The organism is Sandaracinaceae bacterium (assembly GCA_020633055.1).
Lineage (GTDB): Bacteria > Myxococcota_A > Polyangia > Polyangiales > Houyiibacteriaceae > JADJJE01.
The window spans coordinates 562,540-585,713 of record JACKEJ010000009.1; the positions used below are offsets into that span (position 1 = coordinate 562,540).

Sequence of the window (23,174 nt, forward strand, 5' to 3'; positions counted from 1 at the left end):
GTGTAGCGCGATACAGAAATCCGTGAAATCTGCGTGACGCTTTGGAAGCCCCCCAGAAAAAGGCACCATGGGACGCAAACTCGGGCGCCTGTGGTGCTGGACACGTCCGGTCCCCGTGCGGGACGCTCTCGCGGTGTCTGGTCCGCACCTGCCGGCGCTCGACCCCGCCACGCGCATCGACGCCGTCCGGCGTGACGCGGGCCTCACGCTGGACCTCTCTGGCTGTGGCCTCGGCTGGCTCCCCAGTGAGGCGTGCGCGCTCCCGTGGCTCGAGGTGCTGCGGCTCGAGGACAACGCGCTCACCGCCCTCAACCCGGAGATCGGCCGGCTGCGCTCCCTTCATACCCTGGAGCTGGGCTTCAACGCGCTCACGCGGTTGCCCGACGAGCTCTTCACGCTCGAGCACCTGCGCGCGCTGGACCTGAGCGGCAACCGTCTTCGGGCGCTACCCGCGCAGGTGGCGAGGCTGCGGCGGCTGAGCGAGCTGCGGGTCGTGGACAACCCGCTGGTGCTGCCCGACGCGCTGTGGTCGCTCCCGGAGCTGCGCGAGGTGCACCTCGACGGCGAGCAGTGGCGTGCCCTACCCGAGCCGTTGCGCGCATCTTGGGCGGGGCGGCTGCACGTGGTCTGAAGTGCCCGCCGCCCACCCTCACGACTGAGCCATGCGATTCTCTCTAGTCCAGGCCCGCGCGCCCCAGTGACCAATACGCCTTCGTCTTGTGCGGGCGCGTCTGACCGTCGGTGCGCCGCAGCTTCCGCAGCGCCTGGATGGCCTGCGCGCGACCCGTCATCAGCAAGCGCGCGTCACGCTCGCGGGCCAGGCCGCGCTCGAGTGCGTCACTCACCACGCGCAGGTGCGTGTCCCCCGCGGTGCGCTCGACACAGACGGCGTTGGGCAGGCCCAGCTGCGCGAGCACGAGCTCGGCCTCGCTCGCGGACTCCACCTCGAACACACAGGTGGGTCGCGTCGGCGATGCACCCCCGAGGGCCAGCGCCACGGCGAACGACGTCTCGTCGCCGAACAGAACCCATGGCTTGCCGGGAGGCGCCGCCAGCGAGGCCTGCGGGCCGATGAAGCGGAAGGGGTCGCCCGCCTTCACCGTGCGGATGAAGCGGGTCCCCGGGTGTGCCGTCTGCGCCGCCGCGTCCTGGTTCAAGTAGAGCAGGAAGTCGGTGCTGCTCGCGGTGCGGTCCCAGCCGATGGGCGTGAACGTGCGCGTGTCGAGGTCCGGCAGCAGCACCTGGACCTTGTCGCCCGGCGTCCAGGTGGCCTCGCGCACCACGTCCGCATGGACGCGGAGCCAACGGAAGCGGGACGACACCTCGCGGACCTCGGTGACCTGCCCGTCCCGCAGCAGCAGACCCCCCAGCGCGTTGAACACGAGCCCTTTTCCAGATGCCATGCGTGACCTCGACTTTCTCATGGATACTTTATCGAAAATGAAAGTCAAAGTCAAATAAGTCCAACGGAGCGACCGGGGCGTGAGCCGTCGTCGTTGCCGCTGCTGAGACTGCCCGCTCCGCGCTCGTAGAAGACCTGGACCGAGGAGGACCGTGAGGAGCGGTCCTCTGCTCCGTCAAGGCGCTCACGACCGCGGGGCGCGTTCCTCGCGGAACATTCGGAGCGCGTGCTGACCCGCCGCGCGCTGGCGCAGGGTGCGGGCCCGGGCAGCGAACGCAGGCGGCGTGTCGTCGAGCCCCGGCAGCCACACGCCGTAGCCCTCCTCGTGCCCGATCACCAGCGCCGGGGCGAGCATGCACGCGAAGTAGAGGTCCACCGCGCTCAGGTCGTCGCCGCTCAGGTATCGACCGCGCGCGAGGCGCTCGTCCGCCCACGCCACGGCCTCCAGCACCACCGCCTCGGACCGCTGCAGGCCAGCCTCGTTGATGTTGAACGTGCGCTCGAGGCGTCGCCCTGCGACCGGGAGGAGCGCGCGGAACACCGTCGCTTGCCCTCTGTCCACCGTGCGTTCGGCCAAGCGGCCCATCACCGCGGGGTTGCCCAGCAGCGCACCGTACGCCAAGCGCCGCGTGTGTGGGCCGACCTTGTCGTGCAGGTAGGCCAGGTCCGCGTCGACGTTCGCGGGATGGAACAGCTCGGGCAGCGCGTAGCGCAGGATGTCCACCGAGTTGTGCACGACGTCGCCGTTGGGGCAGCGCAGGATGGGCGTCGAGCGAGCGCTCGAGGTCTTGTCTGCGCGGGCTGGCACACCGCGTAGCGCCAGCGCTGCGGGGAGCACGTGGAAGAACGGCAGATAGCGAGACTCGCGGTAGGGGATCCCGGCCCGGGTGAGCGCGAAGCGTGCGACCTCGCAGTAGTGGGAGAACGAGATCGAGACGAGGTGGTGCATGGTGGGCATGGTCGGTATCGTGGGCGTCGGAGCTCAGGGGGTCTCGGGGTGCAGGAACTTGGGCACCCCCAGCGACAGGCCCTTGCCCGGCATGGCCAGCAGCGACGAGGTGCCGTGCGCCAAGAGCTGGCCGTCGGCGTCACGGACCCACGCCTCGGCGTAGCTGATGGTGCGCCCCGGCCGCACGCAGCGACCCTCGCACGTGAGCAGGCCGCCCGACACGGAGGCCAGGTAGTTGAGCTTCAGGTCCACGTTCACCAGGCCGGCGCTCTCCGGGATGCGCATGTACGCCGACCAGAACGTCGCCGTGTCCAGCAAGGTGGCGAGTACGCCGCCGTGGAGGATGCCGTACGGCTGGAGGTGCCGCTTGTCGGCGGCGAGCTCCACCACGCAGGTGTCCAGGTCCATGGCCGTGAGCCGCATGGCCATGTGGGCGGGGAACGGGGCCTGGGCGACTAGCGCCTTGATGGCCTCGACATGCTCTGGATTGATGGTGATGGATGGGCTCATGCTGGGGGCTCCTGTTGGGCGGAGACGGGGCGCTCTTTGCACCTGGATCGGTTTGTTTGCCTAGTCAACCAAACCGGGCGCCGCACAAGTCGCCTCGCAGCAAGAAGGTCACACCGCTCCGCGCACGAGGTAAGACATCGCGATGGGCTACGAGTACGTCTGCAACGCACGACTCTCCACCGGGGAGTCTCGTGAGCTCGCGACCGCGCTCGAGCGACTGGGCTACATCCAGCTCGCGAACATGGATCCGCGTCGCATTCGGCTACGACTGGGCGACGCAGCGCCGCGCGAGGGGTGGGACGAAGACTTCGAGGTCATCGTCGAGGACGCGGTGACGGTCGTCGCGCATGGTGGGACGGGAAGGGACCGGGCGCGTTTGCTGCGCGCTGTCGCATCCTTTCTCGCGGGGCTCGGCTATGACGGCGAATTCACGGAGGCGTAGGCCGCCGTGGTCCCGTCGTCGGTGGGGCGCGTGTCGAGCTGGACCGTGAGCTTGGCGTTCGGCCACCTGCGGATGTCGAGGTCGAACGTAACCTCCCACACGAGCTCGTTGTCCTCGATGTCGATGGAGAACCGCGCCACGTCCGGTGCGGGTGGATCGAGACGGGCCACCCACCTGGTCCCATTCGCGCTCAGCGGCGCGCTGTGCCGGTGGAGTTCGTGCCGCTCGTACCGCGCGTTGTCTCCGGTACCCAAGCAGATGCTTTCGTAGACGCGGAGCGTGGCCGTCCCGCCGTTCAGCGGGGCGAGACCCTTGCTTTCGACGACGCACTCGAGCCGGTCGCGTACGCCCGCGCCGCGATACCCATCACTCTCGCGCACGACCGTGACGGTTGCGGTGTCCGTGGTGTAGTAGTGGTGGAAGAGGGCTCGGCGTCGGCGCGGGAACAGCAGCATGGCACCGAACAGCAGCACGGCCGCGAACGCCAGCGCCGCGTAGACGCTCGCGACGACGAGCACCGAGGCGAACCCGCACGCGATGATCGCGGCCACGTTCGCGATGCCGAAGGCCAGCGCCACGCCGATGGCGACCTCGCTCGTGCTGTTCGCCCGCAGGCGCTTCACCTGCAGCGACCGCGACGCGCCGGGGAGGACGGTGAGCTCGACCCCAACCATCTCGTCCCAGGCCCACTCGCGGTCGGCGCGCGCTTCCAGCATCCACGCGACGTCCATCAGCGCGCCTGCATAGGTGGGTGGCGCGGACTCCGGCACGGTCAGCTCGAACGGGAACACCCGCGCGCGGCCTCGCCCCAACGTGACGCGTCCCCACGCTTTCTCGGCGGCGGTGCGGAGCTGCTGGTTGCCCTTGCCGCGCGTCCCCCAGCGCAGGCCCACGGACAGTGAGTGCACGTCGACGTCGGTGTTCGCGTCCACGAGCAGGTTTCCCCGGACCGTCTCACCTGGCGCGAACGTCCGAGCGTCGCCCTCGATGTCGAGGGCCATGGTGATGGTGGCTTCGGTCACGACATGCGCCTCTCGAGGGGCCGCTGTACCACGCGAGAGGTCCATCGGCTGCACTTGCCGAGTGCGAACGCCCTCTGCGCGTCACGGACGATCGAGGCGACGAGGCGCGGCGTTCGAGCTGCCCCACACGGCCCTCGCGCGTCGGTTCGCGGCCGTGGTGGTCGCGTGCGCGTCCTGCGTGCGCGTGGTCACCGGCACCAGGAACGGCCCGGCCCCGGCCAGCTCGGCGCGCACGTAGGTCGGGTCCCGACGCACCACGCGGTCGCGCAGCTCGGAGGGGGTCCAGCGCTCGACGTCGCGCAGCGCCCCGTGCAGCGGCTCCCGCGCGGCGCGCCACCGGAAGAGCTCTCGCCCGTGTGGGTCGTGTACGTGTTGGGCACGCTCGTCCGCGGGGCCTTCCTCGAAGAACCCGGGCTCGTATCGCAAGCCCGAGCTGGGTACCAAAAACGGCGCTCCGACGACGAAGACATCCGACCCCGCGAGCGCCTCGAGCAGCTCCGCGCTCGCCCCGAAGCAGGTGTCGACCACGACGAGGGACGGCTGGAAGCACTGGATCGCGTCGGCAATGTCTGCGACGGATGCGCCGAGGTAGCCAGGAGGCGCGGCGTGCCCCGCGAGGATCACGGTCTCGGCGCGCTGTCCCGCGCACTCGAAGTGCTCGATGGGGTGGTACGCGCAGCGCCCCTCGGGGCAACGTGTGCGGAACTCGGGGCCGTCCGCCGCGTGCAGCACGGCCACGGCTGGGAGCCTGGGGGTCTCTGGCTGCGTGTCCACGTGTGATGTGGCCGTCACGTGCGGCCTGTCGTCCACGTGTGATGCGCCGGTCACGCGCGGCGCGTCGTTCGCGGGTCGCGCGCCATCCACGCGTGCACCTCGGAAGTCGAACTCGCGCGCGCCGTGCGCTCGGTCCCAGCGCAGGAAGCCGTTGGTGCCGATGCGGCTCTGGGCGAGCACCCGCCCGTCGGACGAGACGAAGCTGGCCTCGCCTGCGTAGGACGCCCTCACCGACGGCACCCCCAGCTCCACCGACCGCATGACCTGGACAGCCAGGAGCGCGGCTCGTCCGCGCGGTGTCCCCATCATCTGGTCGCGCGCGAGCACGGCGAGCACCTCGCCCCCCGCGCGTCGCCCTTCGGCGGCGACCGCCCGCGAGAACAGCTCGCCGCACAGGATGGGGATCACGCGCGTGCCGCCGACACGCAGCAGGGGAGCGACACGCCCCGGGCGCCAGCGGTCGTCACCGAACCCGAACACGCGCCGCTCGGCCAGCGGCAGCATGTGGCGTTTGGCGCGCGCCCCCAAGACCAGCCCGTCGGCGTTCACCGCGACGGCTTGGTTCAGCTGCCCTCCGGACGGCGACGCCGTGGTCAACCCGATCAGGTGGTCGGCGTGCGCGCCGGGGGCCCAGGGCTCGAGCTGCGTGCCCGATCCGTCGCCTTCGACCAGGTAGGGGCGCAGCGCGTACGCGTCCTCGGGCCAGACGACGAGGTCGAGGCGGTCGTCTGTGCCCTCCGCCGGAGGGAGCCGGTGCGGGAGGTCCACGGTGGAGCGGGTGTGCGCGACGGCGAGGCCCTCGAGGGCCTCGACTCCGCGCGACGGGAGCGGGGGGGCGGCGACGGCCAGGACGACCGCCGGCAGCGCGGCCAACGCAAACCGCGGAGAGCGCAGCGCGATGGCTTCGCCCATGGACGCGGCCGCCGTGAGGCAAACCCACGTCGTGGGCCACCAGCCGAGGTGCCCGAGCATGCGCAGCACGAGGGGCGCCTGCCACTGCGTCATCAGCCAGTCGCCCAGGTCGACGCCGAGGACGGCGAAGCGCAGCGCCTCGCCAGCGCCCCACGCGATCGGTAGCCAGAGCGCGACGGGGACCCTCCTCGCGGCGAGCGCATGGCCGACGGACACCGTGAGCGCGAGCGGGGTCGCCCACGTGGTCACCTCGAGCAGCAGGAACGCCAGCGAGCCCCCGCCCGGCATGTCGAGGGCCTTCTCGTTCACCAGGAGCAGCCAGTCGGACCCCACCATGAGCGCGGCCGCGTGGGTCAGCCAGGTGCCGACGAACACGATGGAGACAGCGGGGGTCCGCGCGAGGGCCGCCGCCGCGAACGCCACCGCGAGCCACGCGCATGGCCAGAGGCGAGGCTCCGCGGTGGCCAGACAGAGCGCCACTGCGGAGCCCGTGTACACGCCGGCGAGGAACCAGCGGGACACCAAGCGCTCGCTCACGGCGCCTCCCTCCAGCCACAGTCGGGGTCCCCCGCCTGGCAGACCTCTGGCGTGAACTCGCACGGCGCGCACGCGTCGCAGCGGTCTGGGTCGCGCCCACCATAGCCGAGCCGTTGCACGACCCAGCCATCGACGCGGCCTCCGTCGCAGCCGGTCCACGAGCCTGTCGGGGCGCCCTCGCATGCCAGGCCCACGAACGTGTCGCAGCGGTCGCGGCAGATCGCCCGCCCCCGACACGCCCCCCCGGCGGCGCAGTTGCCGTGTCCGAGCGCGCCATCCGTCGCCTCGACCAGCTCGTGGAGCGCGATCTGCGTCTCCGAGCGGAGGGGGTCTCCCGTGGGCCAGCACGAGTCGCCCGTGGCGACGACCGCGACGGCCGAGGACCTCCCGGCGATCTCGGCCTGCGCGTTGCGCCCGCAGGCGCCGACCCACGCGCTTGGGTGTCCCCCGAAGATCAAGTAGAGCGGCGTCTCGCCGGCTCTGGGCCGTGGCAGCGCGCCCTCCCGCCCGACGGCCGGCGCGATCCAGCTGGCGGCCAATGCGTCCCAGCGCGTGCCGCGTGGAGGTGCGGGGAGCGTCCAGCTGCCGCGCAGCTCGAGCGCGGCCTCACCGCGCCAGAAGCGGTTCAGGGTGGAGCCGTGGATCAAGCAGTGTAGGAACTGATCGAGCTCCTGACGGTCCGCGTCGTGCCCCTCCATCCACACGACGTACACGCCGAAGATCCTCGGGCGCTCGCGTCCGCAGCTGGGCATCGACGCCAAGCCGAGGCTGAGCAGCAGCGTGAGCGCGCCGCGGCGCACGCGGCCGTCACCTGCCAGGTTCAGAGTTCGGGGCAGAGGTCGCAGGCCCCCTCGCGCTCCAGCACCAGGCACGCGGCGCAGTCGCAGAACTCGCGGAAGATGCTGCACACGGCGGGCGACGCGGCCACACCACCACTCACGCAGGTCTGCGGGATGCGCGTCTCGAGCGTGGACGGCGTGTTCGCAACCGCGAAGGCGAGCAGCAAGATGTGCGGCGTGATGGTGGTGTACTCGTTGTACGTCGCCACGGTCTGGAGTGCCTCGTAGCCCGTCGCGTCGGTCGCGATCGTGGTCCACTCCTCGCCGCTGGCGATGTCCACCTCGTACGTACCGTCCACGTTGGCGCTGACGATGACGCTCTGATCGTCGATCGCGTTGCCGATCGTGACGTAGCGGTTCTCGCGGTCGAACAGGAAGTAGCGCTCATCCGAGCCGTCGGGGTTCGAGACGAAGAACGAGGTCGTCGTGCCGTACTCGTCCGGGATGATGACTGTGTTGGTCGCGAGCTCGCGCGCGCCCAGGCCGTCCACCGTCACGCGCACAGTCGTCTCGAGCGTCAGCGTTCCGTCCCGCTGCTCCTCGACTCCGGACTCGTCGACCAAGCTCACCTCGATGCCCCATGTGTCGCGCAAATAGCCGACGAGCTCCGGGTCGCTCTCGAGGACGTACTGCGGCTCGGCGCTCGGTTCGGCGCCGTCCCCGCACGCGATGACGATCGACGTGGAGAGCGCGAGCAGGGTCGTCGTCCCGACCCAGAGCCGACGTGCAGAGCGAGACGGTTTCGGTGCGTTTGTCATGGTCACTGCAAAAGTCCGTACCATGTGCGTGAGCGCGCCCCCCATATGAGGGTCGTCATATGGCGCGCGTGTCGTGGGACCGTTGGTCCGCTCAGGCCAGCGCGTCCAGCGCGCGGGAGAGGCGCTCCACTGGTTCCACCTGGGCACCAAAGGTCAGCGCGAAGCTCTCGGACCGGAACTCGGGGTGGGCCCGCCGCAGCTCGACGAGCTGGGCGCGGCCATGGGTGAGGTCCCCGAGGTGCCACGCGGACGCTGCGGCCAGGGCGCGCGCGAACGCATAGCGGGGCGTCCGACGGAGGGCGTCGAGGGCCGCGGCGTAGGCGTCGGCGTAGTGTCCCTGCATGAAGTGGAGCGTCGCCATGCCCGCGTGGAAGGCGCCGGGGCCAAGCCGCATCGCGTGCCCCATGCACATGAGCGACTCTTCGGCGGCCCCCGTCGCCTGCAGCGACTGGGCGAGGGTCGCGTGCGCGACGGCGTAGCTCGGGTTGCGCACGATCGCGCTGCGCAGGGGCTCGATGGCTGCGCCCCACTCGCCTGTGGTCTGGAGGTAGCGTCCCTCGAGGAAGTGCCCCTCGGCGCAGCCCGCAGCGAGCTCGTGACAGCGCTTCGCCGCGCGCTCCAGCCGTGCCGTGGCGGGCGACGGGTCGCCCCACTGGTTCAGGATCGCGTCGTAGGCGAGCAGGCCGGTCGCGTAGTGCGCGAGGACGAGGGCGGGCTCCCGCGCGATGGCTCGCTCGAGGACCACCGTCGCCTCGTCATTGGCGGAGCGTTCCCGTCGCGCGCGCAGGCGCATGGCGTAGTGTGCGAGCTCCCACGCGGGGAGGTCGGGGCTCAGGCTCGCGTCGGCCGCCGTCGCGAGCGCTCGCTGGATCAGGCTCGGGTAGGTGGCCGCGACCATCGACCGACAGAGCTCGTCGGTCTCCTCCAGCAGCGAGCTCCATGCCGCGTCGCGCTGCTCGACGAACACGTGCTCCCTCACCTGGTGGTCGTCCACGCGCAGCGAGAGGCGCACTCCGCCCGGCGTCATCCGCACCGTGCCCGAGACGACGAAGCGCGCTCCGAGGCCCTCGGCTACCTCGGCCAGCGGGCGCCCCTCCCACATGGGGTGGGCGCTTGCCAACGTGGAGATGACAGGGAACCAACACCAGCGAGCGAACGAGCTGGCGAGGTCTTCGGTGAGCGCCGCGGCCAGCGACTGGGTGCGCGGGTCGTCGCCCTGCGACCGGAGCGGGAGGACCGCGATGGCGGGTCTTTCTAGACGCTGCGTGATGCGGCGCGGTCCACTCTCGAACGCGACGTACGCGGCGGCGGCCTCGACGCGGTTGGTCAGCTGGAGGTGCGCCAGCACGGCGCTCACGTGGATGCGCACCGTGCCCGGCGCGACGCCGAGCACGTGGCCGATCTCCGCGTTCGTGAGCCCCTTCGCGAGCAGTCCGAGCACCTCGAGGCGCCGCGCGGAGAGGGTCTCGATCGGGTCGCGCGTGGGCGGAGACGGCATCCCTCGCAGGATCCCCAGCTTCGTGGGTCAGCGCAACGTCGCAGTCGCGTCGCTGCGCTGGCAGACCCGCTGTGTGGAGAGCAGTACGGGCGTGCGGTGACCCTAGAGCGTGGGCCACGGCCCGAAGATCAGCAGCTGGTTCCCGTCCCGGAACACGGGGCCCCAGCGGTGGTCGTGCGGGCCCAACAACTCCCAGCCAGCCGGGACCGCCACGACGTCCCCCGAGGCGAGGCACAGGTAGCGCTCGCGACCGGAGCTCTCGTCGACCAGCGTCGTGATGTTGGCGTCCACGAAGTGGGCGACGGGCCGCAGCGGCTTCGGCAGCGCGCCCAGCTGGCGGTGGGGCTGGCCCCAGGAGATCTCGAACGCGTGGCGGTCCGCGAAGAAGCGCACGCCCGTGGACGTGCCGACGCTGCGCACGGTGGTCAGCGGGGCGTCCAGCGAGACCCACGGCGCGCGCTCTCCCGTCCGCGCGTGCACCATCTGCACGCGGCGGCGGTCCTCGCTCAGGATGGCGACGTGCGGCCCACGGCTCGCGCTCCCCACGAGCGTGCCGGTTTCCCGCCAGGTCGGCGCCGCGTCGGCGCGGGTGTCGGGCACGAAGCCCACGCCGCCCTCGCCGTGGAAGACGTCTCCGACCGCGTGGAACGAGAGGTCTCCGGTGGGCGTCGGGCGTGGCGCCGGCAGGTGTCTCGGACGCGCGACCAGCCGCTCTCCATCCTGCACCCACTCGAGCTGCCCCTTGGGACCTGGGGTGACGGCGATCGCCTCGCCCGAGCCAGGGGCTGAACCGTTGAGGAACCGTGTGCAGCGGAAGTAGGGCCCTGGGGCGCTGCGCGCGAGGACGTGAAGCTCGTGGTCCCGCAGGGTCACGGGATGGCTCTCGCCGTCGTCCACGTCGTGGAACGAGACGTAGCCACGCGCGGTGCGCAGGGGGACGCCGCCGCGCGAGCGCCAGGTGGCGATGGGCGTGTCGTGCGCGTCGCGCACCTGGATCCAGCCGAGCGCGCACTCACCCGTGAGCGGAGGCGGCGGGAACCCGACGAAATAGGCCTCGTGCCCGTTGGTGAGCAGCGTGTGCGACACGAGCGCGCCCGTCGACGTGGGGTCTCCCTGCCCTGGGAGGTCCGCAGTGGACAGGCGCGAGCCATCTTCCCCAAAGCGGTGGAGCCGACGCGTGGGTGCGGCGCCGTCCTCGACCCAGCGGCCCGGACCCGCCCGGTACAGCGTCCCGTTGCCCACCCCTCTGACGGGGTGCGCGCCGCGCGCGCCGACGTGCACGGCGCCGCCCGCATCCAGCGCAAACGCGGTGAAGCCGCGACCCACGGCGTCCAGCGCCAGCCGGCCTTCGAGCGCGACCGTGACGACCGCGTCCGGCTTGGCGGTCGGGGCCCTCTTGCCCTTGTGAGCCAGCTGTTTCAGGGCGATGGCGCGGTCGAAGAAGGCGACGTCGCCGCTGCTGCGCGCGAAGGCTGCGCGCCACGCGTCGAGGTCCGCGTGGATGTCCGTCAGCAGCTTCGCCCAGTCCGCCTCGGTCAGCCACCACGCCCCGTTGCGGAACGCTGGCAGGGCCGCGACCAACTCGTCCACCTCGCCTCGCGCCGCACGCGCGACCACCTCGCCCGGGACGCTACCTCGGTATGCGGGCTCGCCCCGATCACCACCCGGGAAGTACGAGCCGAGCGCGCCGCAGTCTCCGCAGCGCGAGAGCCCGCTCGCTGAGCCCCAGTCGTGTGAACAGGCGCGGGCCTTGGGTGACATCGGCGCAGTGTACCAGCCTGTTGCCGACCCACAGCCGGTGCCTCGCTGATCGCCAAGGCCACCTTGGCTTCAACGGCTGCTGGGCCCGTGCCCCCCAGTCCCGCGCGCTGGCGGACCGCCATGCGTCTGTGTCCGCGTGCGCCGCCGTGCGTCCTCTCGTTTGGTCGGGCGGCTCGGCGCTCAGCCGCGAACGGGCAGTCGACGCGTCAGGCGCCGCAACACGGACAGCCCGCGGGGCACGGCCTCCTGCGGCTCGCGGGCCGTGTGCGGGTGGACCTGGTGCTTGCTGCGCGACGTGGCGAGGAGCTCGTCCAAGCGTGCAGCGAGCGCGGCGGTGCTTGCGGTGCGGTGCCGCGGGTGCGCGAGGTTGGTGCGCTCGAGAGGGTCCGCGTCCAGGTCGTACAGCTCGTGCTCTTGCGCGCGGGTGTGGCGCGGGGGGTCGTCGGCGTACGGGTCCGCGTGCGCTTCGGTCTGGAAGTAGCGCGTGTACTTGAGACGCCGTGGCCCATCGGGTGTGTCGAGCTGGGCGACGATGGCCTCGACGTGGTTGGGTTGTGGGATGGTGGGCAGCGGTAGACCCAGGCGATTGCGCCGCACGGCGCCCGCGCTGATCTCGTCGCGCGTCACGAAGTACACCGGGTCGCTGGGCGCTGCTGCGTCACCCCGCACGAGCGCGCTCAGGTCGCGCCCTACCAGCGGCTGGGCTTCGGTGTGGGTCTCGGCCAGCGCCGCGCGTGCGGCGTCCTGGTCGATGCCTGCCAGCCCCAGGAGGGTGGGCAGCAGGTCGACGTGGCTCGTGGGCGCGTCACAGCGCCCCGTCGCGCCACCGCGCGCGAGGCGCGGCGGCAGGGAGATGACGCACGGCACGTGGATGGTCTCCTCGTAGGCGTTGTGCCACTTCTGCTTCATGCCGCCGTGCGCGCCCAGCATGTCCCCGTGGTCCGAGGTGAGCACCACGATGGTGTCGTCGGCGAAGCGCGACGCGGCCAGGCGCTGCACTACGCGACCGAGTGCGCGGTCCACCTCGGCCTGCAGCGAGAAGTAGAAGCGTCGATAGAGCGCCACCGCCGGCTGGGGGATGAACATGCGCGTGTAGCCCCGGGCGTAGGCGCGCTGCGCGGCAGGCTTGTCCCTCAGGTCTTCGCGCGCAGTGGGCGGCGGCGGGATGTGCGGCACCTCGGGGCCTGCGTGCGGCATGCCCGCGCGCAAGAGCCAGGGTGCGCCGAAGAAGACGATGTCGTGCGGGTTCACGAACGAGCACACCAGCAAGAAGGGCTTCTCGGAGGCCGGGTCACGCGCCTCGAGCGCGTCGAGGCATGCGACGGCTTCGTCTGCGTAGTGTGGGTCGCGCACGATGCCCGAGTTGCAGTGCTCGGGGCCATGCGGGTCGGGGCCCGTCCAGCCATCGAAGCCGAACCCGGCGAGGCGGTTGGCGCTCCGGTACGCGGCGACGTGCGCCGGGATGAGCGAGCCATCCGCGCGCGTGATGGCCAACGAGCGATGCTCGCCCGGCACGGGCAGGTCGGCGTGCGACACGTGCCACTTGCCGATGTAGCGCGCGTCGTACCCTCCCGCGCGGAAGTAGTCGCCCATCGTGGGGACCGTGTCCGGGTCCAGCCAGTGCATCTCCGCGTCGGACGCGCGCTTCCCGATGCCGTCGGTCTGCGACACGCCGTGCAGCGCCGGGTAGTGCCCGGTCAGCAGCGATGCCCGGCTGGGCGCGCAGGCCGTCGACGCGACGTAGTGGTTGTCCAGCGCGAAGCCCCGCGCGCGCAGCGCGGCACGGGTGGGCATGTGCTCACCACGGAAGCGCGTCAGCGCGGCGTCCTCGTAGCAGGTGGGCGCGCGCTCCTCGTCGGTCAGCAGCAGGAGGACGTTGGACGGACGGGACATCGGCGCAGTGAACCAGCCTCACGCGCGCGGGTCGAGTGTTCCGTGCGCGGCTGCGGTAGCCGTTTGGAACGCAACCTCGCTGGGCTATCGACTCACGCGGCTCACCGACACCAGCCTGACTTCATGAGAAATCTCGTCGTCGACCACGAACACGTGACTCGCGTCGAGCGCCATGTCGGTCACCCGCCTGAGCCCCGCGGTCACGGCGGTCGGCGCTCCCGCGGCCTCGGCGTTCGCCCCAAGCGAGTAGAGGCGGGTGGTGAGGGAGGGGGCGACGTCGATGTCGCCCGCCACGTAGACATCCGCGGAGTCGCCCACCAGTCGGTCGAGCTCGCTCTCGTCGTAGACCAGCGACGACGCACTCGTCACGCGAAAGCCGCGATGGACGTACCACGAGTTCTGCAAGACGCTGTCGACGAGAAAGAGGGTTCCCGCGACATCGGCGAGGCCTCGGATGCCCCGGTCGTGGACGTACCGTGAGGTGGGGTCGATGCCTGGTTCATTCGCCAGCGTCAGCACCTCGTTCGTGCTGCGGTCGACGACGAGGACGTCTTCACCGAGCGTGGCGAGCGGTAGCTGAGTGCCGTACGCGCCGAGTATGGCGTACGGAGTGAACGCGTCCTCCGGACCCTCGAGCGGCCCGTCCCGCGGAATGCCACGGACAAACGTCCGCGAGGGCGTCCCCATGCCGAAGTAGACGACGCCGTCGTGCACGACGACGGCGACGCCCTGCGCGTAGGGCATGATGGCGAGGTCGGTCGTGTCGCCCGTCTCCGGGTCCATCCGGAACAGGCGCATCTGGACGGGGAAGGGGACGTCCTCTGTGAGCCGGCAGTTCTCGAGCGCGTAGAGCCCCACTTCGTCGATCGCTAGATCCGCGATGGAGCACCCATTGTCCGCGCGAAGCTCCTGGGTGGCGCCACCATCCTTCGGGGTGCGGAGGATGCGACCGTTGCGGTCGGACCAGAATGCGTGGTCTGCGCCGAGCGCGAGCGATGGGACCATCTGAGCGACGGTGCTGTTGATCCGACTGGCTGTGAACTCGGAGCGCCCGAGCACCCGGACGCGCGCCCCAGAGCATCCGACCGGCTGATCAGGGTACGCTTGCTCGAAGCAGGGATCTGGGCCCGCGCTGCAGCCCGCCGTGGCGACCACCCAAGCGAGCGTCATCGCGACGACGGACGGCGGCCGATCCGCCATCGCCGCAAGGACCGTGGAGATCGTCGACCCGCCCAACTCACCGAACCCCCATCGCATGGGCTCGGTCTACCGTTTCGCGCGTGGCCGCGTCAAGCGGCAGCCAACGTGTCCAGCTGGAGCCGGATGGCGTGCTCGAGGGCGTCGACGCTCAGCGCGCGCATCTGCACCAGGATCTCCCCGATGCGCTGGGCACGGAGCTTCTGCTGGCGCCAGAGCGCGTCGCGCAGCTGCGCGGCGTCGATGTAGCCCTCTTCGACCAGGTAGCGACCGAACGGCCGGCTGTGGGTCCCTTCGTCGAGGTGCGCGAGGTCTTCCAGCTGGTCGGCCACGGCGCGCGTCAGCGAAGGCGCGCTGATGTAGCGCATGTCGACCAGGATCTCCCCGATACGCCGCTTGCGTTGGACGCTCTGCCGGTTGAGCGCCCGGCCTCGTCATCGACGGCCAGAGTGGCCACCTGCGATCAGCGAACCAGTTCTTGACGGATGCCAGAACCGGGGCGGCAAGGGTTCAGCCGGCGCCGAGGCGTCCGACCCCCGAAGCGAACGGTCTCGACCCACGATGATCGGTCGCTGCGATGATGGTGCGTGCACGGCTGGTTTCGTCCTCCACGACCTCGAGGCGATAGCTCTCTGGCCCCACGCGATGCAAGACGATCAGCGAGGTACGTGGTTGGTGCTTGAGCAATCCCGGCATTGCGGTGCCACCCATATTGAGCTGCAGGACCGCGCCGGTCGCGCGTGTGTTGAGCTTCACTTTGATCCGAGACTCGGCGTCATCGTGAGCCACTTGGATCTCCCTCCCTGTGACATCCCCGTGGACACCGAAGAAGTGTGCGTGCCTCGCGTTGGCCTGCAGCACCGTCCCGCTCTGTCCGTGGGCCCGAGCGCGCATCGCGAAGAACGTAGGCTCGCAATCGTCCGCTATCACGAAGGAAGCGATGTCGAGTCTCGGAGCGCGCCTGCGAATGACCTCATATTCATTGAAGTGTCGTTGGTATGCGTCGAGCGCCGCGTCGGAGGCCGCCCACGCTCGAGTCCACCACGCGCTCCATGCTTGATCGACCTCCCGTGCGAGAGGTCGGCTTGCATCGAACTCGAGGTGGACTCCGAGCTCGTCGTTGTCGCCCATCCCGAGCCGGGTGAGGTTGGCAGACCCGATATATGCGCTGTTTCGGGCGCCACGCTCCGACCAGTAGAACTTTGGATGAAAGCGTGCGGTCGACGCGCCGTGCAGCAGCCTGAGCTCGACGTGACTCAAGCTGCGCAGCCGACGGAGCGCCTCGGGATCCGTCACGCCGTCATTCAATCCTGCGATGACCTCCAGACGATCGTACCCAGCCCAAGCAAGTTCCTTGGCGCCGTGGTCCGAGAGGTACGCGACCGCCACGCGCATCCGACCTCCTTCGCGGACACCCTGCAAGAACTCGTCGAGTCGACTTGTGACGGTCACTTGCATGCGGTCACTCTCCTGGACTCTGATCTAGGCAACGCACGCCGAGTACCACTCCTAGAAGCCCAATGGCAGCCAACACCACCCACAGACCGTCGTCCTGACATTCGATGGCCACGCAGCTACTGTCGGCCGCCTCGAGGGCCTCAGGCTCCGATGTATCCCGAACAGGCTAGACCCCGAGGGCGGCGCGCGCCGCCTTGATCTCGTCGCGGCCCAGCTCGCCCGTCACCACGAGCCCCAACAGGAACGCGAAGAACCCGCCGGCCAACGCGGCCACGCTCATGACCGCGCCGCCATGCGGGATGTACATCGCGGCCGCGAACGCACCCGCCCCGGCGAGCCCGCCCCGGACGACGGATAGCGGCGGCAGGAACGCCTTGAAGCGCGCGTAGACCGCGGCGCCCGCGCCGAGTAGGGCGAAGACGGTGCCGGCGCAGGTGCCGAGCGCAGCCGCGATGAGCGCGTCCTGGTTGGGGCCCGCCGCGCTGATGAAGAACTGCGTGGCCAGCAGCACCACGCCGAGGGCCAGGCCCGCGATGAGCGCCGCGATACGCGGCTGGCCGGCGCTGGTGAGCACGGTGGCCGTGATGACGAACAGCGCGAAGGCCGCGATGCCGAAGACCAGCGCGCCGAGCGCGGGGGCGCCTGCCAGGTAGGGCTCCGGGTACGCGATGCGCATGACGCCGTCGGAGGCGCCCGCGATGGGGCACGCGATGGAGAGCAGCGCCAGCATGGAGAAGCGCAGCGCGCCCTTGATGGTGCGGCGGGCGGCCTCCTCGTCGCCGCTGGCCGTGGCGCGCGAGACCATGGGGAAGACGATGAAGGTCATCGACAGGATGATCTGGTAGGGCACGAACGCGAAGGTCTGCGCGGCGCGGTAGTAGCCCACCAGCGTCTGCGCGTTCTCGCTGGCCGCGGCCTGCGCCATGCCCGCCTCACGCCCCAGCTCGCTGAGCGTGCGCGACAGCACCTGGATGTCGATCTGCAAGATGCCGTTGAGGAAACCCTGGTAGAGCCAGACGGGCGCCAGGAACGCGAGCCACGTGCGCAGCGGCGTGCCCTCGCCGGGCTTGCCGATGCCCACCACCAGCAGGGCGGCGAGGCAGATGGCGCCGGCGGCCCCCGCGAAGCCCGTGAACGCGCCCAGCGCGCCGTAGCCGAGCATGGCGCCGCCCGCGATGCCCGCGGTGCGCAGCGTGGAGAAGCCGATGTCGAACTTGGCCTGCGTCGCGAACTGCTGCTGGCCGTTGAGATTGCCGATCAGCGCGGCGTACAGCGCGTAGGCCAGGACGACGGTGGCGGCGACGCGCATCATCGCCGCGAGGTCAGGGTCGCCGTGGAACTGAGCAAAGTAGGGGGCGAGCGTGAAGAGGGCCGCGGACAGGAAGCCCCCGATGACGAGCTGGACCTGGATGCCCTGACGCAGCACGGCCGGGCCGCGCGCCTCGTCCTCGCTCACCAGCTTGCTGACGGTCTGGATGGTGGCCGCGATCAGCACGTTGTTGAGCATGCTGATGGCCGCCATGATGGTGCCGAACTGCCCGAACACCTGCGGCGTGAAGAAGTGGGGCAGCGCCAGCTGGATGCCGAAGCTGGTGAGGATGAAGTAGACCTTGGCGCCGGTGATGACGAGCAGGCCACGGCCCGCCTTGCGCGTGGTGGACGCGCTGGCGTCTTGCGGGACGTTTGGGTTGGCGTCGGCCGGGGCCGCCGGCTCGGCGCCGCGTTCGGCTTCCGACATGCGGCGGGTTGTGTGGGCAGGCGCGCCGCGGGTCAAGCTGGGCCCACGGGCCGGGTCGGGGTACGCGGGGCGCAGACTCGGCGTGCGCGCGTTGGGGTCGCCCGAGCATCTGGCGCACCACGAGGGCGGCGTTCTCCGCGGGACGCGCGCCGGGCCAGCGCCGGAGCGCGCGTTTGCTGCGCCCCCGGCCAACCGGCACACTGCCCGCGTGATGGAACGCTTGGGTGTCGCTCTTCCGGCGCGTACGCGCTTCGGGCTCTTCGCGGTGGGTGTCGTCGTGAGCGTCCTCGCCACGGCGACGGGCTGTGGAGACCCCATCCCCATCACCCTCGACGAGGGCCTGGTCGACCTCGGGTCGGACGCGCAGCTGCCCGATGCGGGGCCGATGGATGGGCGCGTGCCGGACGACCTCGGACCCGACGCGGACGTGCCCGACCAGGGCTCGGGCATCATCCTCGAGGTGGGCTTCGGGCCGACGGGCGGCTTCATGGTCGCGCCGGGTACGGGCACGGCCACCGCCGTCATGGGCGTCCAGGGCGGCTACCACCTGGACATCGGCTTCCGCGTGCGCGGCCTGACAGCCAGCGACTTCAACAGCGGCGAGTGGATCATCTCGTACGAGTTCCGCACCACGGGCGGTCAGGTGCTGAGCGAGCCCATCTCGCGCGTGCTCAGCTTGGTGGGCGTGAGCTTCGACGGGGTGGGGCAGGTGCGCTCGGGCGACCGCGCGTTCTTCCTCAGCAACGACCCGAGCCCGTTCAACAACACGGCGATCACGCTCGAGGTGTCCTTGACGCGCGGGACGCTCGAGGTGGTGGACACAGCGGACGTGACGCTGGTCGTTCCTTGAGGCGCTGCGGGAGCTGAGAAAGCTGAGATGGGGGGCACCAGGCTGAAGCCAGGTGCCCCGAGGCTGCAGCGTGACCTGCAAGTCCGCCCCACTGCGGGGGCGGACTGCCGGGTCGTGAGCGATGGAAGACCGGCGACTGTGTCGCGGTTGGGACTGCTGGCGAGCCACCGATTGACCACCCCGCCCAGATTCCACAGCCGACCATCACGTAGTCCGCCTCCGCAGGGGGCGGACTTTAGGCAAGCACTGCAGCTCCGGGGCACCAGGCTTCAGCCTGGTGCCCCCCAACCGACCCTGACCCGACCCTGACCCGACCCTCAACGGTCCCCCAACCGCCCCTCAAAACACCGCTGGCGCCCGCACTGCCCCGCGCGGCACCCGCTCCATCTCGAAGCGCCCCAGCAGCTCGTCGAGCGTGGCGGACTCGCCCTCGCCGCACAGCCCCATCGAACCCCCCAGGAACCCGAGGATGCGCTCCTTCGGCACGCCCCGAGCGACGTAGTCGGCAATCCCCACGCTGCCCAGGCGCTTGCTCAGACGCCCTCCCTCGTCGGCCAGCACCAGCCCCAGGTGTCCGAACGCGGGTGCCTCGCACCCGAGCGCCGCGTAGAGCGCCAGCTGGCGCGGCGTGCTGCCCAAGAGGTCGTCTCCGCGCAGCACCTCGGTGATGCCCTGAGCCGCATCGTCCACCACCACGGCCAGCTGGTAGGCGAACAGCCCGTCGCTGCGACGCACCACGAAGTCCCCGCCCAGCGGAGCCGTGACGGGCCCCTGGACCATGTCGACGAAGCGCTCGAACGCGGCGTCCTCCTCGCGGAGTGCGAAGCGCAGCGCCGCCGGTCGGTTCGGGCGCGCGTTCGGACCGTGAGGTGCCCGCTGCATCCCGAGCCCCGCCGGCCGACACGTGCCCGGGTACACCAGCTCGCCGCCTGGGTCGCCCACGTGGGGCGCGCTGCTGAGGGCGGCCTCGATCTCCTTGCGCGTGCAGGTGCACGGATAGATCCGTCCGTCCCGCGCCAGCTGCGCCAGCGCCTCCTCGTAGGCCTCGGTGCGCGCGCTCTGGTACACGGGCCCCTCGTCCCAGTCGAGCCCCAGCCACGTGTGGTCGCGCAGGATCGCCTCGGCCGCGCCCGGCTTCACGCGCGGTGGGTCCAGATCTTCGATGCGCATCACGATGCGCCCGCCCAGCGACCGCGCCCGCAGCCAGGCCAGCAGCGCCGTGCGGGCGTGCCCGAGGTGCATGGCGCCGGTCGGCGAGGGGGCGTAGCGGGTCCTGTACATCGCGCTCTCTCTCGGCCTCGACCAGGCGCGCTGCTGCGGAGCCAGCCACGGCACGCGCACCCACGGGGCGCTTCCGCTTGCGTTCTCCCATGCCCGCGCGGCATGGTCCACCGCGATGCGTGGCAATCAGGACACCGTCTGCGGCTGCTTCCCGACGGGGCGGCACTACCCCGGGATCGCGGACCTTATCGCGCGCGCCATCCAGAACATCGAGGGGCTGTGCGACGACTGGGACGCCAGCACCTCGTGGTCCGACATCCCCCTCGCGGTGATCGACTTCGAGACCACCGGCACCAGCTCCGAGCAGGACCGCATCATCGAGGTGGGCGTGGTGTGCTTCCACCGCGGGCAGCTCACGCGCCGCGAGGCGCTGCTCATCAACCCGGGCATGCCCATCCCCGCCGAGGCAACGGCCGTGCACAACATCACGGACCAAGAGGTGGAGGGCGCGCCCAGCTTCGCGGAGGCCCTGCCAGCCATCCAAGAGATGCTCGCCGGACACCTGCCCGTGGCGTACAACGCGTCGTTCGACCGCGGGTTCCTGCTGGCCGAGACCGAGCGCAACCGGAGCGCCGTCTCAGGCCCGCTCCCCCCCGCGCTGCGCACCGACGTGGCGTGGCTCGACCCGCTGGTGTGGGCGCGCGAGATCCTGAAGGACCAGAAGAGCCGCAAGCTGGGCGACGTGGCCGCGCACTTCAACATCCCGCTGGAGCAGGCGCACCGCGCGGCGGGCGACGCGGAGGCCACCGGCTGGGTGCTCCTGGCGCTCGCCGAGAACATGCCCCGCGTGTACGGCGAGCTCATCCGCCTGCAGACGCGCTACGCGGCCTTCCAGGACGCCGACCGCATGAGCTGGCAGCGCCGCTGACACGCAATCTTCGGTTGTCGTCGGGCCGTTTCCTGCGCATAACCAGCGGGCCTGGTTTTCCGCGCGAAGGGCTCGCGCCATGCCCACCAGGCACGGAGAACGCGACATGAGCAAGGTCCTGATCGTCGGCGCCGGTGGCGTGGGTGGTGTCGTCGCCCACAAGTGCGCCATGAACCCCGAGGTGTTCACGGACATCCTGCTGGCCAGCCGCACGGTCGCGCGCTGCGAGAAGATCCAGGCCGAGATCCGCGAGCTGCACGGCCGGGAGATCAAGGTAGCCGCGCTCGACGCCATGGACGTGCCCGCGACGGTCAAGCTGCTGAAGGAGTACCAGCCGGCCCTGCTCATCAACGTCGCGCTGCCCTACCAGGACCTCGTGCTCATGGACGCCTGCCTCGAGGCTGGCGTGCCCTACCTCGACACCGCCAACTACGAGCCCCCCGACGAGGCCAAGTTCCAGTACAGCTGGCAGTGGGCCTACCAGGACCGCTTCAAGGAGGCGGGGCTGATGGCGCTGCTCGGCTCGGGCTTCGACCCGGGTGTGACCAACGTCTATTGCGCCTACGCCCAGCAGGAGCTGTTCGACGAGATCCACACGGTGGACATCCTCGACTGCAACGGCGGCGACCATGGGCACGCGTTCGCGACCAACTTCAACCCCGAGATCAACATCCGCGAGATCACCCAGAAGGGGAAGTACTGGGAGAAGGGCGAGTGGGTCGAGATCGAGCCCATGAGCCAGTCGATGATGTTCGACTTCCCGGGCGTCGGGCCGCGCAAGGCGTACCTGCTCTACCACGAGGAGCTCGAGTCGCTCTGCCAGAACATCAAGGGCCTCGAGCGCATCCGCTTCTGGATGACCTTCGGCGACGAGTACATCACGCACCTGCGCGTGCTGCAGAACGTGGGCATGACCAGCATCGAGCCAGTCGAGTTCCAGGGGCAGCAGATCGTGCCCATCGCGTTCCTGAAGGCGCTCCTGCCGGACCCCAGCTCGCTGGCCGAGAACTACACGGGCAAGACCAGCATCGGCTGCCTCATCGAGGGCGTGAAGGACGGCAAGCCCAAGAAGGTCTTCATCTACAACGTGTGCGACCACGCCGAGTGCTACAAGGAAGTGCGCGCGCAGGCGGTCAGCTACACCACGGGCGTGCCCGCCGTGACCGGCGCCATCATGATGCTGAGCGGCACCTGGAAGGGCGCCGGCGTGTTCAACATGGAGCAGTTCGACGCCAAGCCCTTCTTGGCCGAGGTCAGCAAGCAGGGCCTGCCCTTCGAGGTGAAGGAGCTCTAGGCCGTGCACGGCATCGACGTCACGCACATTGAGACACCTGCGTTCGTCATCGACCTTGGCGCGCTGGAGGACAACCTGCGCATCCTGGGCCAGGTGCAGGAAGAGGCGGGCTGCAAGATCCTCCTCGCGCTGAAGGGCTACGCCACGTTCAGCACGTTCGGGCTGGTGAAGAAGTACCTGGCCGGCGCCACGTCGAGCTCACCGCACGAGGCGCAGCTGGCACGCGAGGAGCTGGGGCTCGAGGTGCACGCCTATGCGCCGGCCTACAGCAACACGGACATGACCGAGATCCTGCGCTTCGCGGAGCACGTGGTGGTCAACAGCCCCGCCCAGCTGCGGCAGCACGGCGACCGGGTACGCGAAGCGGGTGTGGACATGGGCCTGCGCATCAACCCCGAGCACAGCGAGGTGGCGGTCCCGCTCTACGACCCGTGCGCGCCGGGCTCGCGTCTGGGCACCACGCGCGCTGCGTTCGACGCGGCCGGGGTCAAGGCCGAGGAGCTGGACGGGCTGCACTTCCACACGCTCTGCGAGCTGGGCAGCGACGCGCTCGAGCGCACGCTGGCCGCGGTGGAGAAGGGCTTCGGGGACATCATCCCGAAGATGAAGTGGGTCAACTTCGGCGGCGGGCACCACATCACGCGCCCCGAGTACGACCGCGCATTGCTCGTCCGGCTCGTGAAGGACTTCAAGCAGCGCTACGGCGTCGAGGTGTACCTCGAGCCGGGCGAGGCCATCGGCATCCGCACGGGCATCCTGGTGTCGCGCGTGCTCGACATCGTCGAGAACGGCGGCGTGCACGCGGCCATCCTGGACACGTCGGCCACGGCGCACATGCCGGACGTGCTGGAGATGCCCTACCGCCCCGACGTCGTCGGCGGCGCGCTGCCGGGCGAGAAGGCCCACACCTACCGCCTGGGCGGGCTCACCTGCTTGGCCGGCGACGTGGTCGGCGACTACAGCTTCGACGCGCCCCTGCAGATCGGTGACAAGATCACCTTCCTGGACATGGCGCACTACACCATGGTCAAGACCAGCACGTTCAATGGCGTGCGCCTGCCGGACATCGCGCTGTGGGATCCCGCCACCAAGACGCACGAGGTGGTGCGCCGCTTCGGGTACCAGGACTACAAGAGCCGGCTCGGCTGACACGAGCCCCGCGCCCGCGCGCAGAGAGAACACGGAGACGCC

At 70.5% G+C, this 23,174-nt stretch carries 21 protein-coding genes; 6 read left to right on the plus strand and 15 right to left on the minus strand.

Annotation, left to right across the window (positions count from 1 at the left end; translation table 11 throughout):
- Positions 1-67: 67 nt before the first annotated feature.
- Positions 68-631, plus strand: coding sequence for a leucine-rich repeat domain-containing protein (locus H6726_22385; protein MCB9660409.1), 564 nt, complete (start codon positions 68-70; stop codon positions 629-631).
- A gap of 43 nt (positions 632-674) precedes the next feature.
- On the opposite strand, the gene H6726_22390 is transcribed toward H6726_22385, so the two are convergent.
- From H6726_22390 to H6726_22400, 3 genes are all read right to left on the minus strand, one after another.
- On the minus strand, positions 675-1,403 hold the full coding sequence (locus tag H6726_22390) for a siderophore-interacting protein (GenBank protein MCB9660410.1): 729 nt from the start codon (positions 1,401-1,403) through the stop codon (positions 675-677).
- Positions 1,404-1,586: 183 nt separating this feature from the next.
- Positions 1,587-2,360, minus strand: a complete 774-nt coding sequence (locus H6726_22395; protein ID MCB9660411.1) for a glutathione S-transferase family protein — start codon at positions 2,358-2,360, stop codon at positions 1,587-1,589.
- Positions 2,361-2,384: 24 nt separating this feature from the next.
- Positions 2,385-2,861 (minus strand): PaaI family thioesterase, encoded by a 477-nt coding sequence (locus tag H6726_22400; GenBank protein ID MCB9660412.1) that lies wholly within the window; start codon positions 2,859-2,861, stop codon positions 2,385-2,387.
- A 142-nt stretch (positions 2,862-3,003) separates the two neighbouring features.
- Here H6726_22400 and H6726_22405 point away from each other — a divergent pair, with 142 nt between their 5' ends.
- Complete coding sequence (locus H6726_22405) at positions 3,004-3,303, plus strand: hypothetical protein (GenBank protein ID MCB9660413.1); 300 nt, start codon at positions 3,004-3,006, stop codon at positions 3,301-3,303.
- On the opposite strand, the gene H6726_22410 is transcribed toward H6726_22405, so the two are convergent.
- The 11 genes from H6726_22410 to H6726_22460 form a co-directional block, all read right to left on the minus strand.
- Positions 3,276-4,325 carry a sporulation protein gene (locus H6726_22410; GenBank protein MCB9660414.1) on the minus strand — a complete coding sequence of 350 codons (1,050 nt, stop codon included), beginning with the start codon at positions 4,323-4,325 and terminating at the stop codon, positions 3,276-3,278. The genes H6726_22405 and H6726_22410 overlap by 28 nt on opposite strands.
- Positions 4,326-4,406: 81 nt before the next feature.
- On the minus strand, positions 4,407-6,548 hold the full coding sequence (locus H6726_22415; protein ID MCB9660415.1) for a hypothetical protein: 2,142 nt from the start codon (positions 6,546-6,548) through the stop codon (positions 4,407-4,409).
- Positions 6,545-7,348 (minus strand): hypothetical protein, encoded by an 804-nt coding sequence (locus H6726_22420; GenBank protein MCB9660416.1) that lies wholly within the window; start codon positions 7,346-7,348, stop codon positions 6,545-6,547. The genes H6726_22415 and H6726_22420 overlap by 4 nt, the downstream gene beginning before the upstream one ends.
- 20 nt (positions 7,349-7,368) lie before the next feature.
- Complete coding sequence (locus H6726_22425) at positions 7,369-8,145, minus strand: hypothetical protein (protein ID MCB9660417.1); 777 nt, start codon at positions 8,143-8,145, stop codon at positions 7,369-7,371.
- Positions 8,146-8,236: 91 nt separating this feature from the next.
- Positions 8,237-9,643 (minus strand): hypothetical protein, encoded by a 1,407-nt coding sequence (locus H6726_22430; GenBank protein ID MCB9660418.1) that lies wholly within the window; start codon positions 9,641-9,643, stop codon positions 8,237-8,239.
- Positions 9,644-9,745: 102 nt separating this feature from the next.
- Positions 9,746-11,404 (minus strand): hypothetical protein, encoded by a 1,659-nt coding sequence (locus tag H6726_22435; GenBank protein ID MCB9660419.1) that lies wholly within the window; start codon positions 11,402-11,404, stop codon positions 9,746-9,748.
- 180 nt (positions 11,405-11,584) lie between these two features.
- The gene (locus H6726_22440) at positions 11,585-13,297 is read right to left on the minus strand and encodes a sulfatase-like hydrolase/transferase (protein ID MCB9660420.1); all 1,713 of its coding nucleotides are present in this window, start codon (positions 13,295-13,297) and stop codon (positions 11,585-11,587) included.
- An 84-nt stretch (positions 13,298-13,381) separates the two neighbouring features.
- Positions 13,382-14,302, minus strand: coding sequence for a hypothetical protein (locus tag H6726_22445; GenBank protein MCB9660421.1), 921 nt, complete (start codon positions 14,300-14,302; stop codon positions 13,382-13,384).
- A gap of 284 nt (positions 14,303-14,586) precedes the next feature.
- Complete coding sequence (locus H6726_22450) at positions 14,587-14,862, minus strand: hypothetical protein (GenBank protein MCB9660422.1); 276 nt, start codon at positions 14,860-14,862, stop codon at positions 14,587-14,589.
- A gap of 142 nt (positions 14,863-15,004) precedes the next feature.
- On the minus strand, positions 15,005-15,889 hold the full coding sequence (locus tag H6726_22455; protein ID MCB9660423.1) for a hypothetical protein: 885 nt from the start codon (positions 15,887-15,889) through the stop codon (positions 15,005-15,007).
- Positions 15,890-16,118: 229 nt separating this feature from the next.
- Positions 16,119-17,690, minus strand: a complete 1,572-nt coding sequence (locus tag H6726_22460) for an oligosaccharide flippase family protein (GenBank protein ID MCB9660424.1) — start codon at positions 17,688-17,690, stop codon at positions 16,119-16,121.
- A 208-nt stretch (positions 17,691-17,898) separates the two neighbouring features.
- Here H6726_22460 and H6726_22465 point away from each other — a divergent pair, with 208 nt between their 5' ends.
- A complete protein-coding gene (locus H6726_22465) occupies positions 17,899-18,540 on the plus strand; it encodes a hypothetical protein (protein ID MCB9660425.1) in 642 nt (213 codons plus the stop codon).
- A 339-nt stretch (positions 18,541-18,879) separates the two neighbouring features.
- Here the strand turns inward: H6726_22465 and gluQRS are convergent, their stop codons facing one another.
- Positions 18,880-19,821: a tRNA glutamyl-Q(34) synthetase GluQRS gene (gene gluQRS / locus H6726_22470; GenBank protein ID MCB9660426.1), complete on the minus strand. Its 942-nt coding sequence runs from the start codon at positions 19,819-19,821 to the stop codon at positions 18,880-18,882.
- 115 nt (positions 19,822-19,936) lie between these two features.
- On the opposite strand from gluQRS, the gene H6726_22475 reads away from it, so the two are divergent.
- The 3 genes from H6726_22475 (at position 19,937) to nspC (ending at position 23,132) form a co-directional block, all read left to right on the plus strand.
- On the plus strand, positions 19,937-20,689 hold the full coding sequence (locus tag H6726_22475) for a 3'-5' exonuclease (protein ID MCB9660427.1): 753 nt from the start codon (positions 19,937-19,939) through the stop codon (positions 20,687-20,689).
- A gap of 106 nt (positions 20,690-20,795) precedes the next feature.
- Complete coding sequence (locus H6726_22480) at positions 20,796-21,983, plus strand: saccharopine dehydrogenase family protein (protein ID MCB9660428.1); 1,188 nt, start codon at positions 20,796-20,798, stop codon at positions 21,981-21,983.
- 3 nt (positions 21,984-21,986) lie between these two features.
- The gene (nspC, locus tag H6726_22485; GenBank protein ID MCB9660429.1) at positions 21,987-23,132 is read left to right on the plus strand and encodes a carboxynorspermidine decarboxylase; all 1,146 of its coding nucleotides are present in this window, start codon (positions 21,987-21,989) and stop codon (positions 23,130-23,132) included.
- Positions 23,133-23,174 lie beyond the last annotated feature (42 nt).

Excerpts from the sequence above, each read along its gene's own strand:
- H6726_22385 (MCB9660409.1), top strand. The coding sequence starts at position 68 with ATGGGACGCAAACTCGGGCGCCTGTGGTGCTGGACACGTCCGGTCCCC.
- H6726_22390 (MCB9660410.1), bottom strand. The coding sequence starts at position 1,403 with ATGGCATCTGGAAAAGGGCTCGTGTTCAACGCGCTGGGGGGTCTGCTG.
- H6726_22395 (MCB9660411.1), bottom strand. The coding sequence starts at position 2,360 with ATGCCCACCATGCACCACCTCGTCTCGATCTCGTTCTCCCACTACTGC.
- H6726_22400 (MCB9660412.1), bottom strand. The coding sequence starts at position 2,861 with ATGAGCCCATCCATCACCATCAATCCAGAGCATGTCGAGGCCATCAAG.
- H6726_22405 (MCB9660413.1), top strand. The coding sequence starts at position 3,004 with ATGGGCTACGAGTACGTCTGCAACGCACGACTCTCCACCGGGGAGTCT.
- H6726_22425 (MCB9660417.1), bottom strand. The coding sequence starts at position 8,145 with ATGACAAACGCACCGAAACCGTCTCGCTCTGCACGTCGGCTCTGGGTC.
- H6726_22430 (MCB9660418.1), bottom strand. The coding sequence starts at position 9,643 with ATGCCGTCTCCGCCCACGCGCGACCCGATCGAGACCCTCTCCGCGCGG.
- H6726_22435 (MCB9660419.1), bottom strand. The coding sequence starts at position 11,404 with ATGTCACCCAAGGCCCGCGCCTGTTCACACGACTGGGGCTCAGCGAGC.
- H6726_22440 (MCB9660420.1), bottom strand. The coding sequence starts at position 13,297 with ATGTCCCGTCCGTCCAACGTCCTCCTGCTGCTGACCGACGAGGAGCGC.
- H6726_22445 (MCB9660421.1), bottom strand. The coding sequence starts at position 14,302 with ATGGTCCCATCGCTCGCGCTCGGCGCAGACCACGCATTCTGGTCCGAC.
- H6726_22450 (MCB9660422.1), bottom strand. The coding sequence starts at position 14,862 with ATGCGCTACATCAGCGCGCCTTCGCTGACGCGCGCCGTGGCCGACCAG.
- H6726_22455 (MCB9660423.1), bottom strand. The coding sequence starts at position 15,889 with ATGCGCGTGGCGGTCGCGTACCTCTCGGACCACGGCGCCAAGGAACTT.
- H6726_22460 (MCB9660424.1), bottom strand. The coding sequence starts at position 17,690 with ATGTCGGAAGCCGAACGCGGCGCCGAGCCGGCGGCCCCGGCCGACGCC.
- gluQRS (MCB9660426.1), bottom strand. The coding sequence starts at position 19,821 with ATGTACAGGACCCGCTACGCCCCCTCGCCGACCGGCGCCATGCACCTC.
- H6726_22475 (MCB9660427.1), top strand. The coding sequence starts at position 19,937 with ATGCGTGGCAATCAGGACACCGTCTGCGGCTGCTTCCCGACGGGGCGG.
- H6726_22480 (MCB9660428.1), top strand. The coding sequence starts at position 20,796 with ATGAGCAAGGTCCTGATCGTCGGCGCCGGTGGCGTGGGTGGTGTCGTC.